17 protein-coding genes are annotated in these 17,626 nt (G+C 72.5%); 8 read left to right on the top strand and 9 right to left on the bottom strand.

Annotated elements, in window-relative coordinates; translation table 11 throughout:
• The first annotated feature begins 20 nt into the window (after positions 1-20).
• Both B1H19_RS27410 and B1H19_RS27405 read left to right on the top strand, forming a co-directional pair.
• On the top strand, positions 21-482 hold the full coding sequence (locus B1H19_RS27410; protein ID WP_083107407.1) for an HD domain-containing protein: 462 nt from the start codon (positions 21-23) through the stop codon (positions 480-482).
• Positions 483-548: 66 nt separating this feature from the next.
• Positions 549-1,382 (top strand): ABC transporter ATP-binding protein, encoded by an 834-nt coding sequence (locus B1H19_RS27405; protein WP_083107406.1) that lies wholly within the window; start codon positions 549-551, stop codon positions 1,380-1,382.
• Here the strand turns inward: B1H19_RS27405 and B1H19_RS27400 are convergent.
• A complete protein-coding gene (locus B1H19_RS27400; protein ID WP_083107405.1) occupies positions 1,379-2,272 on the bottom strand; it encodes an ADP-ribosylglycohydrolase family protein in 894 nt (297 codons plus the stop codon). The two genes, B1H19_RS27405 and B1H19_RS27400, sit on opposite strands and share 4 nt — an antisense overlap.
• Positions 2,273-2,330: 58 nt before the next feature.
• Entirely contained in the window at positions 2,331-3,437 is a 1,107-nt protein-coding gene (locus B1H19_RS27395; RefSeq protein WP_083107404.1) for a ferritin-like domain-containing protein, read from the bottom strand.
• A 275-nt stretch (positions 3,438-3,712) separates the two neighbouring features.
• On the opposite strand from B1H19_RS27395, the gene B1H19_RS27390 reads away from it, so the two are divergent.
• Positions 3,713-4,639, top strand: coding sequence for an AurF N-oxygenase family protein (locus B1H19_RS27390; protein WP_107426166.1), 927 nt, complete (start codon positions 3,713-3,715; stop codon positions 4,637-4,639).
• 72 nt (positions 4,640-4,711) lie between these two features.
• Complete coding sequence (locus tag B1H19_RS27385) at positions 4,712-5,452, top strand: TetR/AcrR family transcriptional regulator (protein ID WP_083109909.1); 741 nt, start codon at positions 4,712-4,714, stop codon at positions 5,450-5,452.
• 33 nt (positions 5,453-5,485) lie between these two features.
• Here the strand turns inward: B1H19_RS27385 and B1H19_RS27380 are convergent, their stop codons facing one another.
• Positions 5,486-6,724 (bottom strand): RNA-guided endonuclease InsQ/TnpB family protein, encoded by a 1,239-nt coding sequence (locus tag B1H19_RS27380; RefSeq protein ID WP_083107402.1) that lies wholly within the window; start codon positions 6,722-6,724, stop codon positions 5,486-5,488.
• Between the two features lie 296 nt (positions 6,725-7,020).
• Between B1H19_RS27380 and B1H19_RS27375 the strand changes: the two genes are divergently transcribed.
• Both B1H19_RS27375 and B1H19_RS27370 read left to right on the top strand, forming a co-directional pair.
• Positions 7,021-7,299: a hypothetical protein gene (locus B1H19_RS27375; protein WP_083107401.1), complete on the top strand. Its 279-nt coding sequence runs from the start codon at positions 7,021-7,023 to the stop codon at positions 7,297-7,299.
• Between the two features lie 120 nt (positions 7,300-7,419).
• Positions 7,420-8,610 (top strand): coiled-coil domain-containing protein, encoded by a 1,191-nt coding sequence (locus tag B1H19_RS27370; RefSeq protein ID WP_159028143.1) that lies wholly within the window; start codon positions 7,420-7,422, stop codon positions 8,608-8,610.
• Between the two features lie 86 nt (positions 8,611-8,696).
• Here the strand turns inward: B1H19_RS27370 and B1H19_RS27365 are convergent, their stop codons facing one another.
• The 5 genes from B1H19_RS27365 to B1H19_RS27345 are packed head-to-tail and all read right to left on the bottom strand — an operon-like array spanning position 8,697 to position 14,560.
• On the bottom strand, positions 8,697-9,950 hold the full coding sequence (locus tag B1H19_RS27365; protein ID WP_083107399.1) for a styrene monooxygenase/indole monooxygenase family protein: 1,254 nt from the start codon (positions 9,948-9,950) through the stop codon (positions 8,697-8,699).
• A gap of 57 nt (positions 9,951-10,007) precedes the next feature.
• A complete protein-coding gene (locus B1H19_RS27360; RefSeq protein ID WP_107426448.1) occupies positions 10,008-10,619 on the bottom strand; it encodes a GTP-binding protein in 612 nt (203 codons plus the stop codon).
• Between the two features lie 37 nt (positions 10,620-10,656).
• Entirely contained in the window at positions 10,657-11,058 is a 402-nt protein-coding gene (locus tag B1H19_RS27355) for a DUF742 domain-containing protein (protein ID WP_083107397.1), read from the bottom strand.
• Entirely contained in the window at positions 11,055-11,564 is a 510-nt protein-coding gene (locus B1H19_RS27350) for a roadblock/LC7 domain-containing protein (RefSeq protein WP_083107396.1), read from the bottom strand. Before B1H19_RS27350 ends, B1H19_RS27355 begins: the two co-directional genes overlap by 4 nt.
• On the bottom strand, positions 11,561-14,560 hold the full coding sequence (locus B1H19_RS27345; protein ID WP_203237241.1) for a sensor histidine kinase: 3,000 nt from the start codon (positions 14,558-14,560) through the stop codon (positions 11,561-11,563). The genes B1H19_RS27350 and B1H19_RS27345 overlap by 4 nt, the downstream gene beginning before the upstream one ends.
• A 462-nt stretch (positions 14,561-15,022) precedes the next feature.
• On the opposite strand from B1H19_RS27345, the gene B1H19_RS27340 reads away from it, so the two are divergent.
• Positions 15,023-15,868 carry a protein phosphatase 2C domain-containing protein gene (locus tag B1H19_RS27340; RefSeq protein WP_083107394.1) on the top strand — a complete coding sequence of 282 codons (846 nt, stop codon included), beginning with the start codon at positions 15,023-15,025 and terminating at the stop codon, positions 15,866-15,868.
• A 56-nt stretch (positions 15,869-15,924) separates the two neighbouring features.
• Here the strand turns inward: B1H19_RS27340 and B1H19_RS27335 are convergent, their stop codons facing one another.
• A complete protein-coding gene (locus B1H19_RS27335) occupies positions 15,925-16,407 on the bottom strand; it encodes a MarR family winged helix-turn-helix transcriptional regulator (RefSeq protein ID WP_083107393.1) in 483 nt (160 codons plus the stop codon).
• A gap of 254 nt (positions 16,408-16,661) precedes the next feature.
• On the opposite strand from B1H19_RS27335, the gene B1H19_RS27330 reads away from it, so the two are divergent.
• On the top strand, positions 16,662-17,531 hold the full coding sequence (locus B1H19_RS27330) for a lysozyme (RefSeq protein WP_083107392.1): 870 nt from the start codon (positions 16,662-16,664) through the stop codon (positions 17,529-17,531).
• Positions 17,532-17,626 lie beyond the last annotated feature (95 nt).

Genomic DNA, 17,626 nt, shown 5'->3' with positions numbered 1-17,626 from the left:
GATGCCGTCACAATGACCGTATGACGGATACGACTCCCGCCCGCCCGCTGTCGCTCGCCGAGGTCGAGGAGCTGGCGCGGCAGGCGCACGCGGGTCAGACCGACAAGGCCGGCCGCCCGTACGCCGAGCATCTGGCCGCGGTGGCGGCGGGCGTACGGGAGCGGGGCGGCAGCGCGGAGCAGATCGCGGCGGCCTGGCTGCACGACGCCGTCGAGGATGCGGCGCTGAGCGAGGAGTGGCTGGCGGGGGCGCCGCTGAGCCCGGCGACCAAGGACATGGTCCTGGCCGTCACCAAGCGGGCGGGCGAAGGGGTCGAGGCGTACACCGCGCGCATCCTGGCCACGCCCGGCGCGCTGCTCGTCAAGGAGGCGGACCTGGCGCACAACGCGGATCCGGTCCGGCTGGCCGTTCTGGACGCCGCGACGCGGGAGCGGCTGACGGCCAAGTACGCAAAGGTACGGGCCCTGTTGGGCCTGCGGTAGCGGCCCCGGGAGTCCATACGCCGGACGGCCCCGCGGAAAGCTGTGGTATGCAGCTACTGTGCGGCGATGACCCTTTCGACGAGCGTCGTACCGCCTTCGGACCCCCGGCCCGCCCGTGTGATCGCCGCGCTGGACGGCGTGGGCGTCCGCCGCTTCACCACCGACCAGATCATCCTCGACGGCATCGACTGGTCCGTACGCGCCGGTGAGCACTGGGCGCTGCTGGGTGCGAACGGCGCGGGCAAGACGACGATCCTGCGGCTCGTCGGCGCGCTGATGTTCCCGACGGTGGGAACCGTCGAGGTACTGGGGCACCGGCTCGGCCGGGTCGATGTGCGCGAGCTGCGCGCCGTCATCGGGCTGGTCTCCGGCGCGCAGAAGGTGCCGCAGGACGCGACGGGCCATACGGTCGTGCTGACCGGCGCGAGCGGCACCGTGCAGCCGCTGTGGCGCACCTACGACGCGGAGGTGCGCGAGCGCGCGCACGAGCTGCTGGCCGAGCTGGACTGCAAGGAGCTGGCGGACCGGCCGTACGGGGTGTGTTCGGGCGGCCAGCGGGCCCGGATCCTGATCGCCCGCGCGCTGATGTCGCGGCCCTCGCTGCTGCTCCTGGACGAGCCGTTCAACGCCCTCGATCTGCCCTCGCGCGAGGACCTGATCGACACCCTGCACCAACTGGCCCTGGGACGGCCGGAGTTGGCGACCGTCACGGTCACCCACCATCTGGAGGAGCTCTCCCCGGCCATCGACCACGCCCTGCTGCTGCGCGAGGGGCGGGTGCAGGCGCGCGGTCCGGTGGCCGAGGTGCTGACCGGGGAACGGATGACCGCGTGCTTCGGCCGGCCGATCGAGGTGTCCCGGCACGAGGGCCGCTGGCTGGCGCGGTCGGGGCGGCGCTAGGGGATGTCCGGCAGCGGTTCCCGGCGCTCCCGCCATTCGCGAGGGAGCGCCGCCACGCCCGTGCGGGCCGCGACCACGCCGCCCACGATGGCGCAGGTGGTGTCCACGTCGCCGAAACCGACCGCGGTGGCCCAGAGGGCGGACTCCAGGTCGTCGGGGTGGCGGGCGGCGCACCACAGGGCGTACGGGACGGTGTCGTCGGCGCGGATGCGGCGGCCGCTGCCGAGGGTTTCGGCGGCGGCGACGGGGGCGGTGCCCAGGGGCAGTTCGGCGGCCCGCAGCAGGCCCTCGCGTACCGCGCCGTCCGGGGTGCGGGCGGCGACCTCGGCCGGGTCCGGCACCTCGCCGCGAGCCGAGAGGGCGGCCGCCACGGCCACCGCCACCGCGCCCGCGATTCCCTGGGGGTGGGCGTGGGTGACGACGGCGGAGCGGGCGGCCTGGTCGGCCGCGCGGTCGAGGTCGTCGTGGAACCACGCGCCGAGCGGGGCGACCCGCATGGCCGCGCCGTTGCCGAGGCTGCCCTCGCCGCCGAAGAGCAGGGCGGCCAGCGACTCCCACTGGTCGGGGGCGGCGGCGACGCGCGGCAGCAGGGAGTGCATTCCCGAGCCGTAGCCGCGGCCGGGGTCGGCCTTGTAGGTGGCCGCGAAGCGCTCGGCCAGCGGCCGCGACAGCGCCTCGCCGTGCTCCTCCAGCACGGCGAGCACGTCGAGCGCCATCGCGGTGTCGTCCGTCCAGTTCCAGTGCGGATCGGGCGGCGCGGTGCGCTCCGCGATCAGCCGGCGGGCACCGGCCTCGGACCGGAACAGCGAGAAGAACCGCTCCCCGAAGGCATCGCCGTAGGCGAGCCCGTCGATGCTGGCGTAAGCGGCGGCCCGACATCGGTCATCCATACGGCGATCGTGTCACGCCGGAGCGGCCGGCGGCCGGGGATTTCCGCGGCCCACGGGCTCAGTCCTGCGTCCCCTGCGCGATGGCCTCGGCCACCTCGGCCGTACGGGCCGCCTCCTCGGCGGCGAAGCGGTCCGCGTCCAGCTTCTCGGCCAGTTCCTCGTCCTGAGCCATCAGCAGGTCCAGGTTGGCGTCGCCCATCTCGAAGACGCCCATGTCCACGTAGGCGCGCTGGAGGCGTTCGCCCCACAGGCCGATGTCCTTGACGCAGGGCACGATGCGGCTGAAGAGCAGCTTGCGGAAGAGGTGCAGGAATTCGGAGCGCTCGGTGAACTCGGCGGCCTCCTGCTTGGGTATGCCGAAGTTCTCCAGTACTTCCAGGCCGCGCAGCCGGTCGCGCATCAGGTAGCAGCCCTCGATGACGAAGTCCTCGCGTTCGCGCAGTTCGGCGTCGGTGAGCTGCTTGTAGTAGTCGCGCAGCGCCATCCGTCCGAAGGCGACGTGGCGCGCCTCGTCCTGCATGACGTAGGCGAGGATCTGCTTCGGCAGCGGTTTGGTGGTGGTGTCGCGGATCATGCCGAAGGCGGCCAGCGCCAGGCCCTCTATCAGGACCTGCATGCCGAGGTAGGGCATGTCCCAGCGGGAGTCGCCCAGGGTGTCGGCGAGCAGCGACTGGAGGTTGTCGTTGACCGGGTAGAGCATCCCGATCTTTTCCTTCAGGAAGCGGCCGTAGATCTCCGCGTGCCGGGCCTCGTCCATGGTCTGGGTGGCGGAGTAGAACTTCGCGTCCATGTCGGGGACGGACTCCACGATGCGCGCGGCGCACACCATCGCGCCCTGCTCGCCGTGCAGGAACTGGCTGAACTGCCAGGAGGTGTAGTGCTGGCGGAGGCCGCCGCGGTCCTTTTCGGTCAGCTTGTCCCAGTACTTGGTGCCGTACAGGGACATGGACTCATCCGGGGTGCCGAGCGGGTCCTTGGGGTCGACCTCCAGGTCCCAGTCGATGCGCAGATTGGCGTCCCACTGCTTGTCCTTGCCCTTCTGGTAGAGGGCGAGCAGCCGGTCGCGGCCGTCGTCGTACTCCCAGCTGAAGCGGGCGGCCCCGGTCGCGGGCACCGACCACAGGTCCTCGCCCGGGTCCTGAACGTACAGATCGCGGCTCGACACGGACGCCTCCTCAGCTGTTCACACTCGTCGCACACACACCGGATTCAGTCGACACACGCTTATCAAACGCGCCACCGAGGGCAGTCGTTGGCAGGCTCACACGTTTCTTACTGGCGGGTCAATAAGTCGTGCAGGGGGGATTGACGGGGCTTACTGACACGCAGTCTCATAAGAGGCGTTCCGGAGTGACCGCCGGTAACTCCCGTGAGTCCGGTACCGCCTGAGCGAAAACCCGTGAGTGAGGTAGCCACGCCATGACGAGCGCGCCAGCCGCAATGACCGTGACGGACACCGACGTCCTGCGCGACGCCCTCGGGCTGCTCAAGGACCGGGAACAGGTCGCCGAGCGCCTGCTCGACTCCTCCGCCAAGCACTCCTTCGACCCCGACACCGAGCTCGACTGGGACGCGCCTCTCGAAGAGGGCAAGTGGTTCTGGCCGCCGGAGCTCCTCTCGCTCTACGGTACTCCGCTGTGGCAGAAGATGTCCGTCGAGCAGCAGCAGGACCTCTCCCGGCACGAGGCCGCCTCGCTCGCCTCGCTGGGCATCTGGTTCGAGATCATCCTGATGCAGCTGCTGGTGCGGCACATCTATGACAAGCCGGTCACCAGCGCCCATGTCCGCTACGCCCTCACGGAGATCGCCGACGAATGCCGGCACTCCAAGATGTTCGCGCGGATGATCCAGCGCGCCGGAGCGCCCACTTACCCCGTCTCCCGCCTCAACCACAACCTCGCCCGGATCCTCAAAACGGTCTCCACCACCCCCGGCTCCTTCGCCTGCACCCTGCTCGGCGAGGAGATCCTCGACTGGATGCAGCGGCTGACCTTCCCCGACGAGCGGGTGCAGCCGCTGGTGCGCGGCGTGACCCGGATCCATGTCGTCGAGGAGGCCCGGCACGTCCGGTACGCCCGCGAGGAGCTGCGCCGCCAGATGGTCACCGCGCCGCGCTGGGAGCGGGAGTTGACCCGGGTCAGCTGCGGCGAGGCGGCCCGGGTCTTCTCCCTCGCCTTCGTCAACCCGCAGGTCTACACCAACGTCGGGCTCGACCGGCGCGAGGCCGTCGCGCAGGTCAGGGCCAGCGGCCACCGCCGCGAGGTGATGCAGTCCGGCGCCCTGCGGCTGACCGACTTCCTCGACGAGATCGGCGTACTGCGGGGTGTGGGGCGCCGGTTGTGGCGCAGCTCCGGACTGCTGGCGTGAAGCACGCGTATGCGTGCCCCGCCGCACGAGCAGATGTACGACGCGCAACACGGGGCGGTTACGCTGCTGCTCATGAACGGCAGCGGCACCGCCCCAGCAGTACCCCGACCCGCCTACCGCAGGCTGAGCGTCGAGCAACGCCGCAGCCAACTGCTCGCCGCCGCCCTGGGCCTGTTCGCCCAGCGCGCTCCCGAGGACGTCTCGCTGGACGACGTCGCCACCGCCGCCGAGGTCTCGCGGCCCCTGGTCTACCGCTACTTCCCCGGCGGCAAGCAGCAGTTGTACGAGGCGGCGCTGCGCAGCGCCGCCGACCAGCTGGAGCGGTGTTTCGCCGAACCGGATTCCGGTCCGCTCACCCAGCGGCTGTCGCATGCGCTGGACCGCTATCTGGCGTTCGTCGACGAGCACGACGCCGGGTTCAGCGCGCTGCTCCAGGGCGGCAGCGTCGTGGAGACCTCCCGCACCAGCGCGATCGTCGACGAGGTGCGGCGCGCCGCCGCCGAGCAGATCCTGCGGCATCTGGGCGAGCCGGAGCCGGGACTGCGGCTGCGGATGACGGTGCGGATGTGGATCACCGCGGTCGAGGCGGCCTCGCTGATCTGGCTCGACGAGGGCAAGCGGCCCCCGCTCGACGAGCTGCGCGACTGGCTGGTCGACCATTTCGTGGCGCTGCTGACCGCCACCGCGGCCCGGGACGAGCAGACCGCACGGATCACCCGGGCCGCGCTGGCGCTGGAGACCGCCGCGGGACCGGTCGGCGATCTGGCCCGGCGGATCCTGCCGGTCGCGGACGGAGCCGCGCACCTGCTTTGACTGCTCCCCCCCTGACGGGAGGGGATTCCTGGCTCAGGCTGCCGCCCGGAGCAGCGCTCCAGGAGGCCTTACGCCCTCAGCACCAGCCGGGTTCAGACCAGCCCGGACGAGCATCACACGGGCGGAGTTCTTGTCCCTGGGGGACACGGCTCCACACGCGGCGCAGGTGTAGGTACGTTCCGATAGCAGAAGTGCGTGCTTGGTTCTCGCTCCGCACGACGCGCAGTCCATGGTGGTGTGCGCAGGATGCACGAGACGAACGTCCCGCCCGTGTTTGCGGCCCATCTCGATCACAGCCTGCTTGGTGGCACCGATGGCGGCGTCGGCGGCCTTGCGGGCCATTGTGGTCCTGGCGAGGAACTTCGGTCGGAAGTCCTCCACCGCGATGGCATCGTGGTCGGTCACCACGCGCTTGGCCCACTTGCGGGCGGTGTCCTGCCGCTGCCGGGCCGCCTTGCTGCATGCCTTCGCGCGCAGCTTCTTGGCCTCGCAGTAGCCCTTCGAGGCCGCCTGCCCCTTGGCAGGTTTACGGCGGGCCATCATCCGGTCGTATCGCGACAGTTTCGCCTGGATCTTCCGGCCGTGCTGGGCGTGGGGGAGATCGTAGGCGTTGGAGGTGGTGGTCGCGGTCTCCCTGACGCCCCAGTCGATCGCGCCAGTGGCGGGGAGCGACTGGACTTCGGCGGGCACGACGAACGAGGCATACCAGTGGCCGACGCCGTCCCGGTACACGCGCGCGCTGGACGGCTCGGCGAGCAGACCGCGGGACCACACCACGGTCAGGACGATGCCGCCCGCGAGGTGCAGGCGGCCGTCCTTCAGACGGAAGCCGCGCCTGGTGTAGTTCAGCGTAGGGTCGGCTTCGCGCTTCTTCTTCCACTTCGGCATCCCCGCCCGCTGCCGCTGCGGCAGGCGTTCCCTGATGTCCTTGTGCGCCTTGGCTCGGGCCTTGCCGAAGTCCCGGATGATCTGCTGCTGCGGAACACTGGACCCCTCCCGCAGCCACGGCGTCTTCGCGCGGGCCTCGGTCAGCATCCTGTCGAGCCGGGCCGGGCCGCACGTCTGCTCGTCCTCGGGGTGCGCCTTGTTGTGCGCGTACACGGCCTTGGACTTGGCCACGCACTCGTTCCACACCCACCGGCAGCGATCCCACTCCGCAAGCAACTGCGTGCGGGCGGCCGACGACACACGCAACCGGTACGTGTACCGGGCATGCCCGGCCTCCCTCGCCACCGGCACGACATCAACCTCCCCCACGCCCCGCCCGCTCATCCCGGCTCCCAAGGCGAGACTGTACGTGCGATACACGTATACGCGTGCCCCCGTTGCGCCATAGCCGCCACAACCAGCGAACACGGGAACGTACGTTCATTTCCCCGGCTCCGTCGGCGGACTTGCGCGCGCTCCGCACCCCAGGAGACCGGACACGGCGACGCTCCGCGTCGCCGTCACAGGATGCGATTCTCCCCCGCAAGCGGGAGGTACCCCCACCCCGGCGTGAACGCCGGGGCGTCCTTGCAAGAATCGGGTGATCCACCGCCCGGCGGCGCGGATGTGACACTGGGGGCGTGCGCAGTGAGAACACCCCCTTCGTCGGCGGCCCCCTGGACGGCCGGGTCCTGCCCGTGCTGGTCGGCGCGACCGGACAGCCGCCGAAGAGCTATGAGATCCCGGTACCGAACGACGACGGGCGGCCGCCGACCGTCCATGTCTACCGGCGGGTCTCGGGACGGCCGGGGCGCCTGGGGCTGCCGGGCGGGTGGCGCTACGAGTACGACCCCGAGGGCACGGCGCGGGACGGCGGCGGGCTGCGGCGGCTCTTCCGGCGGGACCGCTCCGGAGGCTGATCGAGTGGACCGGGCGACGCCACCGCCGCCCGTACGTCCGAAATGTATGACTGTCGTGACAGCATCCGAATCGCCCGGGCCTCTCCGGGCGATTTCGTGCTTCCGGCGGAGGTGGGAACGGTGTCGTCCCGACGTGTGCCACGGCGCTTTCTGCCCTGGGCCTGCACCCTGGCGGTCCTCGGTGCGGCGGCACTGACCCTGCCCTCGTCCGTCCTGGCCGATCCGGGCCCCGGAGAGGAGCCGGTCCCGGCGGGGCCCGCGCGGCGCGGCCCGGCGTCCGCCGGGTGGGAGGACACCAAACCGTCGGACTCCCCGCCCCGGGGCTCCCGTTCCCCGGCCGCCGCCCCGCCCTCGGCACGGCCGTCGGCCGGGCCGACCCCCCGCACCACCACCGACTCGGGTACCGCCGACACCTGGAGCCCCGACACCGGCGAAGGAGAGCTGGGGCGGGTCACCGAAGGCATGGACGGCGATCCCGGCGGGCCGGACGGGACGCCCGACGGGACCGGCGGCTCCGACGAGCCGGCCGACAGCGGCCCCACGGGCGCGACCGCCACACCCACCACCGACCGCCACAGCCCGGCCGCCCTGCTCCGCCAGCTCCAGACCCTCTACCGGGAGTCCGAGGACGCCGACGCGGCCTCCCGCGCGACGGAGGTGGACCTGCGGGCGGCCCGCCGGCACTCCGACGACCTGACCGCGCAGCTGGCGCGGGCCCGTGCGCGGCTGGCCGGCGGACGGGCCGATGCCGGGCGGCTGGCGCGGATCCAGTACCAGGGCGCGGCGTCTCCGGTCGCGTCGTATCTGCGGGTGCTGCTGGCGAAGAACCCCGAACAGGCCATGGACACCCGGCATCTGCTCCGGGAGGCGGCCCGGAACCAGCGCGCCGCGGTGCTGCGCCTGACCGGCGACGAGAAGACGGCCGACGTGCTGGCCACCCGGGCGCGGGCCGCGCTGGAGGCACAGCAGGCGCTCACCGACCGGGCGCGCTCCCAGCGCGAGACGGCGGCGGGCAAGCTCAAGGAGGTCGAGCGGCTGCTCGCGGGGCTGACCCCCGAGCAGCTGGCGGACCTGCGGCGGCTGGGGCCTGTGTCGGAAGTCCCGTCGTCCGTCCGAAGGACGGGCCCCGCGGCGTCCGGTGCGTGCGATCGCAAGGCGGAGGGTCGCCCCGATACCGGGTGTATCGGGGCGAGCCCGACAACGCCGCGAGCGCGCGTGCCGGGCGTCGCGGGGCAGGCGGGACTTCCGACACAGGCCCCAGAGGCTCAGGCAACCGACGGCGTGCGACGTGATCTGCCGGCGGAGGCCTGAAGGCAAGGAACCCGGCCGGCGGACCGTCTTCGGGAGTCCGCCGGCCGGGAGGGCCTGTGCCCGGGTGACTTACGGCTGCGGCCGGTTCAGCCCGTGAGCGAAGCGAGGTAGGCGTTGGCCTTGTCCGGGTCGAAGAAGAAGTTCTCGAAGTCGGACGGGTCGTCGAAGCCGTTGGCGAAGCGGTCGGCGATCGGCTGGATCTGGCCGGCCGCGCCGATGATGTTCAGGACGTGCTCCGGGGGCGGGGCCAGCATCGCGTTGGTCCACTTGGTGACGTGCTGCGCGGTGTTCCAGTAGCGGTCGAAGGCGGACCGCATCCAGTCCTCGTCGAACGGCTCCTCGCCGCGCTCCACGATGGACGACAGATACGAAGCGGCGCATTTGGCGGCCGAGTTGGAGCCCTGGCCGGTTATCGGGTCATTGGCGACGACGACGTCCGCGACGCCCAGGACCAGGCCGCCGGAGGGCAGCCTGCCGATGGGGTTGCGTACGGTCGGGGCGTAGCGGCCGGCCAGCGTGCCGCCCGCATCGGTCAGTTCGACCTTGGTGCAGCGGGCGTACTCCCACGGCAGGAACGTCTTCATCAGCTCCAGCGTGGTGGCCAGGTGCTCCTCGGGGTCCTTGACGGACTGGAAGACGTCCAGCGGGCCGCCGGGGATGCCCTCCCAGAAGAGGATGTCGGCGCGGCCGGAGGTGGTGAGGGTCGGCATGACGAACAGCTCGCCGACGCCGGGGACGAGGTTGCAGCGGACCGCCTCGAAGTCGGGGTGCTCGGGGCGCGGGCCCATCCCGTGGACGTAGGAGACGGCCAGCGCGCGCTGCGGGGCGTCGTAGGGGGAACGCTCGGCGTTGCGGCCGAACATGGACACCAGCTCGCCCTTGCCGGCCGAGACCAGCGTCAGGTCGTAGCGGCTCGCGAAGAAGTCCAGGTCGGAGACGGCAGCGCCGTGGATGACCAGCTGGCCGCCACGCTGGGCGAAGGTCTCCATCCAGCCGGCCATCTTCACCCGCTGGTCGACGGACTGGGCGTAGCCGTCGAGCCGGCCGACCCAGTCGATGGCGCGCTGCGAGCCGTCCGGCCCCTCGTGGCTGCCGGGGGCGGCGACCGAGACGCCCAGGCCCTCGATGCGCGGGGCCTGGCTCTCCCAGAAGTTGATCCCCAGATCGCGCTCGTGTTGGAGGGCGGTGTCGAACATGCACTGCGTCGACATGACCCGGCCGGAGCGGATCTCGTCGGCGGTGCGGTTGGACATGAGGCTGACCTCGTAGCCCTTGTCCTGGAGGCCGAGGGCGAGCTGGAGGCCGGACTGGCCGGCTCCGACGATCAGTATCTTCCGCATGGCGGTGCTCTTCTCTGTTACTGCGGTGAGGGGAGGGTGTCGGGGGGCGGCAGCCGCCTATTCGGGGGCGGTCTCCAGCGCATGGCCGACCAGGGACAGCAGCGAGGCCACGACGGTGGTCCGCTCCCGTGCGTCCATGATCACGACGGGGATGTGGTCGGGCACGGTCAGCGCCTCGCGGACGTCGTCCACGGCGTAGGACCGGGTGCCCTCGAAGTGGTTGACGGCCACGATGTACGGCAGTCCGCAGCTCTCGAAGTAGTCCAGCGCCGGGAAGGAGTCCTCCAGCCGCCGGGTGTCGGCCATCACCACCGCGCCGATCGCGCCGCGGACGAGGTCGTCCCACATGAACCAGAAGCGCTGCTGGCCGGGCGTGCCGAACAGATAGAGCACCAGCTCCGCATCGAGGGTGATCCGCCCGAAGTCCATCGCGACCGTGGTGGTGGTCTTGTCCGGGGTGGCGGTCAGATCGTCGGTGTCCTCGCTGGCCTGGGTCATCACCGCCTCGGTCTGGAGCGGGGTGATCTCCGAGACGGAGCCGACGAACGTGGTCTTGCCGACGCCGAACCCGCCCGCCACCACGATCTTGGTGGCGATCGGCGCACGGCTGCGGTCGGTCTGCCAGCCCTGGAGTCCGCCGTCGGTGTCCGGGGTCCGGCCGCCGTCCAGCGATCCGCCGCTCACCGCCGGTCCGGCCGTTGTCGCGTCAGAGCTTGTGAAGTCCACCGAGCACCCTTTCGAGCAGCGCGCGGTTCGGGCGGCCGGAGCCGTGCCCGGTGCCGTAGACGCGGATCTTTCCCTGGTCGGCGAGGTCGCTGAGCAGTACCCGGACCACGCCCAGCGGCATCTTGAGCAGTGCGGAGATCTCCGCGACGGAGCGCATCCGGCGGCACAGTTCGACGATCGCCCGCATCTCGGGCATCACGCGCTCGCCCCAGCCGCCGGAGGTCAGCTCGCGGCGCTCCTCGGGGGCTTCCAGCGCGGCCACGAAGGTCTCGACGAGGAGGACGTGGCCGAAGCGCGTGCGGCCGCCGGTGAGCGAGTACGGGCGCACCCGGGCGGGTTTGCGGTCCGCGCCGCGTATCGGAAGTTTCGGGGAGCTTGTCACTGGGCGTTCTCCATCGACTGGCGCAGTTCGGTGCGGAGTTCGGGGGTCAGGACATGGCCGGCCCGGCCGACGAACAGCGCCATGTGGTAGGCGATGACACTCATATCGCAGTCGGGGGTGGCGTACACGCCGAGCAGCGAGCCGTCGCTGATCGACATCACGAAGAGGCTGCCCTCGTCCATCGCGACCATCGTCTGCTTGACGGCGCCGCCGTCCATCAGCTTCGCCGCGCCGTTGGTGAGGCTGCCCAGTCCCGAGACCAGGGTGGCCAGATCGGCGCTGGAACCCCTGGGGCCGGTGGTTCCGGCCCCGGCGTCCTCGGCAACCAGGCCCGGATCGGAGGCCAGCAGCAGCAGTCCATCGGAGGAGACCACCGCGACCGAGCGGATGCCCGGCACCTCGTCGACCAGGTTGGTCAGCAGCCAGTGCAGATTTCTGGCCTGGCTGCTCGGTCCGCGCCCGTGGCCGGTGGGCGCCTGGGTACCCGTGGGCGCTTGCGCATTCACTCGCGTGCCTCCTCGATGACGTGACTGTGTCCCGGGGCCCCCGCTCCGTCGGTGTCGTGATGTGGAAGGTGCTGCTCCGCCGAACCTTCCGCGAGTTCCGCCTCGACCTCGCGGCGGCCGTCCCGCGCCCCCTGCTGGAACCCGCCCAGCCGGCGCCGCAGCGCCTCGGCACCGGCCGCACCGCTCTTGCGCGGGGCGGCGGACGCCTGCTGCTGGGCCACCACCTTGGGCGTGCGCTTGGGCAGTCCCAGGGCGGTGCGGAGGGGTTCCGGGGTGTCGGTGGTGTCGTGCGTGGTGTCGTCGGTGGTGTTCTGCGCGGCTTCTTCGGTGGCCCGCGCGGTGGCCGGTTCGGTGGCCGCTGCGGCCGTGGGCTCGTCGGACGCTTCCGGCGCCGGCTCCTCGGCCGGGCCGGTGTGCGCGTCCGGGCCGATGGCGTACGGGTCCTCGGCGGCGGCCGGGGCCGCGGCGGGCTCCTGCGGCCGGGGGTGCGAAGCGTCCGCCGGGCGGGTGTGCTCGGCGGCGTCGGCGGTCTTGGCGGCCGGGGTCTCGTCGGCTGCCGCGTCTGCGGCCTCGGCGGCGGGCTCCGCCTCCGCCGCTTCGACGGCCCGCTCGGCGGCGGCCACCAGCGGGTCCACCGCCCCGGGCGCGCCGTCCGGCTCGGGCTCCGCCTCCGCCGCCCCGTCCCGCGCCGTGCGCGCCGCCGGTTCGCTGCGCGCCACCCGCGTCGGCAGCGCATTGGAGTTCGCCTCGGCGACCGAGCCGGGCAGGCTGGGGGTGTGCATCAGGTCCTGCGGCACGGTCGACGGCGCGGCGCCGGCCGGAGCCGGGCGGGTCGGCAGAATCGATTTGGGCAGGACGACGACGGCCGTGATGCCGCCCTGCTTCTGGTCGCGCAGCGAGACCCGTACGCCGTGCCGGGCGGCCAGCCGCACCACGACGTACAGGCCGAGTCCGAGCGCCTCGTCGACGGTCTCGGAGGAGGAGGCCGCCTCGGCGTCGGTGAGGCGCTCGTTGAGCTCCCTCAGCTTGTCGGCGGTCATCCCGATGCCCTCGTCGCGCACGGAGAGCATCACCTCGCCGCTCTCCAGCAGCCAGCCGGACAGCTCGACATGGGCGTCCGGCGGCGAGAACGCGGTGGCATTCTCCAGGAGTTCGGCGACCAGGTGGCTCAGGTCGTCCGCGGCGAACCCGGCGACCTGGGAGTGCGGCGGCAGCGACTGGATGCGCACCCGCTCGTAGCGCTCGATCTCGCTGATGGCGGCGCGCAGCACGTCCAGCAGCGGTACCGGGCCGGGGTGGGTGTTGCCGTGCTGTTCGGCGCCCGCCAGCACGAGGAGGTTCTCGCTGTTGCGGCGCATCCGGGCGGCGAAGTGGTCCAGTTTGAAGAGGGTCCCCAGCCGGTCCGGGTCCTGCTCGCCCTCCTCCAGCGACTCGATGACGCCGAGCTGGCGCTCGACCAGGCTGAGGGTGCGCAGGGAGAGGCTGACGAACCGGCCGTGCACCCCCGAGCGCAGGACGGCCAGCCGCTCGTGGAGTTCGGCGATCTCCGCCTTGAGCTCCTTGGCCTGGTCCTGGAGCACCTCGCGCTCGGCGGCCAGCCGCTGCCGGCTGCCGATCAGCCGTGTGCGTTCGCCGGTCCACTCCTCGTTCCGCCGGGCCAGTTCGGAGACCTGGGCGTGCAGCGCGTTGACGGACCGTACGGCGGCGGCGAATTCGTCGTTGCGGCCCTTGTAGCCGATGGGCTCCTCGTTGCCGGGGTCGGCGGCGATCCGCTTGGCGCCGAGCCGCAGCGCGGCCAGCGGCTGGGTCATGCTGCGCGCGGCCCAGATGCCGGCGCCCACGGCCAGCAGCAGGCACAGCCCCTCCAGCCCGATACGGATCTCCAGCGCCGTCACATCGTCGTCGCGCAGGGCGGCGAGGCGGGCGGTGTCGGCGGTGGCCATCGCGGATTCCACCCCCCGCATCAGGGAGATCCGGGAGGTGAGCGTGGCGGCCACCCGCCCGCGGTTCAGCCGCAGATCGGCGGCGTCCAGGCGGGGCTGGTCGGTCAGGCGGGTCAGATAGCGCTCGGCGGTGGTGACGTCGCCGCCGGTCACGGTGCGGTCGTAGCGGTCGCGGGCGCCCTGGCTCGCGGACTGCTGGAAGTCGTCCAGCGCGCCCTGTTCGCGCAGATGCGCCACCTGGGCGGCGGTGGTCAGCCGGGGCTGCGGGCCGCCCGCCTGGAGGGCGGCGAGCAGCAGACCGCGGGTGCCGGCGGCCTGATCGGCGGCGCGGCCGAGGAAGGGCAGCGCGCGGGTGTCGGCGTCGGCCGTGTCCGCGCGGGCGGGCAGCCCGCGGGCGATGTCGTCGCCGATCGCGCCGAGCGCCTGGATGACCTCGGTGTAGGCGGCGTGGGTCTCCTCGGGCGTCCCGGGTCCGGTCAGCGCCTGACGGCGGGTCTGGTCGAGGCCGCGCAGCAGCTTGTCGGCGGCGGCGAAGACGGCGGTGTCGCCGGAGGCGTCGTTGGCCTCCTGGCGCAGATCGCGGATCTGCTGGTCCACCCGGTCGCGCTGGGCGGCGGAATCGGGGCTCTTGGCGGATGCAGGGGCGGCATCGTCGGGCGCGGCGTTCACGGTGCCCCGCGGGACGCCGGTGTGCCGGGCGGCCGCCCGGCCGCCGCGGCCCGTCGCCACGTACGCCGTCATCGCATCGCGCTCGTCGGCCAGGGAGTGCGCCAGGGTGATGGCGCGGGCGTTCAACTCGGCCAGGTCGACCAGCTGCTGGGAGGTCTGGGCGTTGTCGGCCGCGGTGGCGAGGGCGGGGGCGCCGGCCCCCAGGACGGCCGCGGCCACCACCGCCACGGCTCCGACGAGCCGGTTGCGGACCCGCGCGGGACGCCCACCCGCGCCGGCCGTGCCGCCCGTTGTGCCCGAACCCGGTCCCGAGACCGAATTCGCCGGTGATCCCGGCTTCCCTGCGCCGCCCCGAAGCCGCTTCATCCGCACCGCTGCTCGCATTCTCGTCTCGCCTGCGCACGCCGTGTGGCGGCGCCGACCCGGCTCGCCCTCCGCCCGCGGACGGGGCCTGCGCGAAATCCGCAGCAGCGCACACTTCCGCGAAGGGAAAACGGCCCGGCTCTGCACGTCGCGACGAACGTCCTGGCCCCGCCCCGTGATTCGGGCAACGACCATTCCACCGGCGCCGCGCAGTGGCGCGGGAACACATGCCCGGCCACTCGAAGGAGTGAACAACAATCGGAGTTTGGCCATCAACTTCCGCGCACCGGCGGTTGCGGTCGCAACGGGGGGCAATCCTGAGACAAGTTTGGAGATGCGTGCCGCTCCTGAAAGGATGCGCGCCCGCATCCGCCCGGCCCCCGGTTCCCGCCGTCCCCGCGGCGCCCGCCGTGCAGTGCCCCGCCGGGCCCGCCCAGGCCGGGCGGCCGTGCCGGAGCCGCCCCCTCCGGCAGACTTTCCCGTATGCGCATCGAACTCGCCACGGAGGCCGGCGATCCCCAACGCCCAAACGAGGACTACGCATCCGTCGCGCTGCCCGCCTCCGGCCGCGGCGGCGTTCTGGTCCTCCTGGACGGCGTGACGCCCCCGGAGGGCGACTACGGCTGCGTCCACTCCGTGCCCTGGTTCACCGCCCGGCTCGGCGGCGCAATGCTCGAACTGTCGGTTTCACACCGGGATATGACGCTCGCTGAGGCCCTGGCGGCGGCCATCTCCCGGACGGCCGAAGCCCATCGCTCGTCGTGTGACCTTTCTCACGTCCGCACTCCTCAGGCAACTGTCGTCGCCGCGCGCTGGTCCGGCGACGCCGTCGAGTACCTGGTGCTGTCCGATTCCGTCCTCCTTCTGGAGCAGCCGGACGGATCCGTACAACCGGTACGCGACTCCCGTCTGGACACCCTGCCGCCCCCGGTCCGCGCCCGGCGCGAGGCCGTCCGCGCGCTGCCCCGCGGCTCGGCCGAACGGGCCGCCGCGGGGCGCGAGTACGCCCGGCTGGTCGAATCGCTGCGCAACGCGGAGGGGGGTTTCTTCACCGCCGCCGCGGACCCTTCGGTGGCCGCCCGCGCCGTTACGGGCACCACACCCCGCTCCCGGGTCCGCTCCCTGACGGCCCTGAGCGACGGCGCGGCCCGGTGGGTCGAGGTCTTCCACGAGGGCGACTGGTCGCGGTGCGCGGCCCTCGTCGCCGAGCAGGGGCCCCAGGCCCTGATCGACCGGGTGCGGGCGGCCGAGGCGGCGGACCCGGAGTGCCGGGCCCATCCGCGGGGCAAGGCGCGCGACGACGCCGCGGTGGTTTTTGTGGCCCCGTGACAAAAAGCGCCCGGGGCCGTCGGGGCGGCGGCGCCGGGGCCGCGCCGGGGCGGTCCCTACGCCTCGTCGCCCTCGTTCAGGCGGTGCAGCAGGCGGGCGAGTTCGGCGACCTCGGCGCGGTCCCAGGAGGCGAGGCGGCGGGCGTAGCGGGCGCGGCGGGCGTCGCGGACGCGGGTGAAGCGGGTGCGGCCCTCGTCGGTGATGCGGACGAGGACGGCGCGGCCGTCGGCGGGGTCGGGTTCGCGGGCGACCAGGCCGAGCTTTTCCAGCGTGTGCAGCTGACGGCTCATGGTGGCCTTGCCGACGCCGAAGAAGGCGGCGAGTTCGGTGGCGCGCTGGGCGCCGGCGTCCGCCAGCCGGAGGAGCAGTCCGTAGGCGGCCGACTCCAGGTCGGGGTGGACCTCCCGCGCCAGTTCCCCGGACGAGGCGCGGGCGCGGCGCAGAAAGACCGCCAACTCGCGTTCCAGGGAGAGAAATGCGTGGTCCGCACCCGGTTGTCCGCCGTCCGCCGCCGTTCCGTCGGCTCCGGTGTTGTGCACAGTCAGCGCCCTTTCCCGCTTTCCCCGGCTGAAAGAATTCCGTTGCGTGCGGCCGAAGCCGCAGCTGAGCCAGTATTTCGCAGGGATAGACCAACGGCAGCCCCGCCTCCCTCTTTTGTCCCGTTGGTCTACGCGCGTACCGTCCTGGTGACAGGGCCACACCGCGTGGGTACACCAGTAGTCAGGCCCCCCTCAGACCCCGGGCCTCCCCCTCAGTCACTCACCGAGATCCTTCGAGATCTACGGAGGCACGTATGCCCGTGCTCAGATTCGGCTCCCCCCACTCCCGTTTCTCCCCCCTCTCGCGCTGCCTGGCGGCCGCTGCCGCGGTGCTCCTCGCGGCCGTCGCGCTGCTGACGGGACTGCCCGGCGCCGCCGGTGCCGCGGCCCACCGGTACGCGCCGGAGCCCACCCACCCCGGCCAGGACTGGGCCGGTTCCCAGATCGCCCGGCACGAGGGCCATGCGGCCGGCAGCGCGCCGCCGGCCTCGCTCGCGTCGTCCGTCGAGGGCGTGGACGTCAGCAGCCACAACGGCAACGTCGCCTGGTCGACGCTGTGGAACGGCGGCGCGCGGTTCGCCTACGTCAAGGCGACCGAGTCCACCAGCTACACCAACCCGTCGTTCGCGCAGCAGTACAACGGGTCCTACGGCGTCGGCATGGTCCGCGGGGCGTATCACTTCGCGACGCCCGACACCTCCAGCGGCGCGGCCCAGGCGCTCTACTTCGCCTCGCACGGCGGGGGCTGGTCCAAGGACGGCAAAACGCTGCCCGGGGCGCTCGACATGGAGTACAACCCCTACGGCGCGACCTGTTACGGGCTGAGCGCGGCCGGGCTGGTCAACTGGATGAAGGACTGGTTCGCCACCTACAAGACGCGCACCGGGCGCGATGCGGTCCTCTACACCTCCACCGCCTGGTGGAAGCAGTGCACGGGCAATTCGTCCGCGTTCGGCGCCGTCCACCCGCTGTGGATTCCGCGCTACGGCTCCTCGGTCGGCGAACTGCCCAACGGCTGGAGCTTCCACACCTTCTGGCAGTACACCTCCAGCGGTGCCACGGTCGGGGACCACAACCGCTTCAACGGCTCGCTGGACCGGCTCACAGCCCTCGCCAACGGCTGAGCGGGCCGGCCCGGGCGGTCCGGCACCGATGGGCGGCCCCCTGGCAGCCGGCCCGTCCCCGGTGGGAGGGACGGGCCGGTCACCGCCGTCGTACG

The sequence above is a fragment of the Streptomyces gilvosporeus genome (genome assembly GCF_002082195.1).
GTDB classification, from domain to species: Bacteria; Actinomycetota; Actinomycetes; order Streptomycetales; family Streptomycetaceae; genus Streptomyces; species Streptomyces gilvosporeus.
This window is presented reverse-complemented; position numbering and strand designations above follow the sequence as displayed.

Excerpts from the sequence above, each read along its gene's own strand:
- B1H19_RS27410 (WP_083107407.1), top strand. The coding sequence starts at position 21 with ATGACGGATACGACTCCCGCCCGCCCGCTGTCGCTCGCCGAGGTCGAG.
- B1H19_RS27405 (WP_083107406.1), top strand. The coding sequence starts at position 549 with ATGACCCTTTCGACGAGCGTCGTACCGCCTTCGGACCCCCGGCCCGCC.
- B1H19_RS27400 (WP_083107405.1), bottom strand. The coding sequence starts at position 2,272 with ATGGATGACCGATGTCGGGCCGCCGCTTACGCCAGCATCGACGGGCTC.
- B1H19_RS27390 (WP_107426166.1), top strand. The coding sequence starts at position 3,713 with ATGACCGTGACGGACACCGACGTCCTGCGCGACGCCCTCGGGCTGCTC.
- B1H19_RS27385 (WP_083109909.1), top strand. The coding sequence starts at position 4,712 with ATGAACGGCAGCGGCACCGCCCCAGCAGTACCCCGACCCGCCTACCGC.
- B1H19_RS27380 (WP_083107402.1), bottom strand. The coding sequence starts at position 6,724 with ATGAGCGGGCGGGGCGTGGGGGAGGTTGATGTCGTGCCGGTGGCGAGG.
- B1H19_RS27365 (WP_083107399.1), bottom strand. The coding sequence starts at position 9,950 with ATGCGGAAGATACTGATCGTCGGAGCCGGCCAGTCCGGCCTCCAGCTC.
- B1H19_RS27345 (WP_203237241.1), bottom strand. The coding sequence starts at position 14,560 with ATGCGAGCAGCGGTGCGGATGAAGCGGCTTCGGGGCGGCGCAGGGAAG.
- B1H19_RS27340 (WP_083107394.1), top strand. The coding sequence starts at position 15,023 with ATGCGCATCGAACTCGCCACGGAGGCCGGCGATCCCCAACGCCCAAAC.
- B1H19_RS27330 (WP_083107392.1), top strand. The coding sequence starts at position 16,662 with ATGCCCGTGCTCAGATTCGGCTCCCCCCACTCCCGTTTCTCCCCCCTC.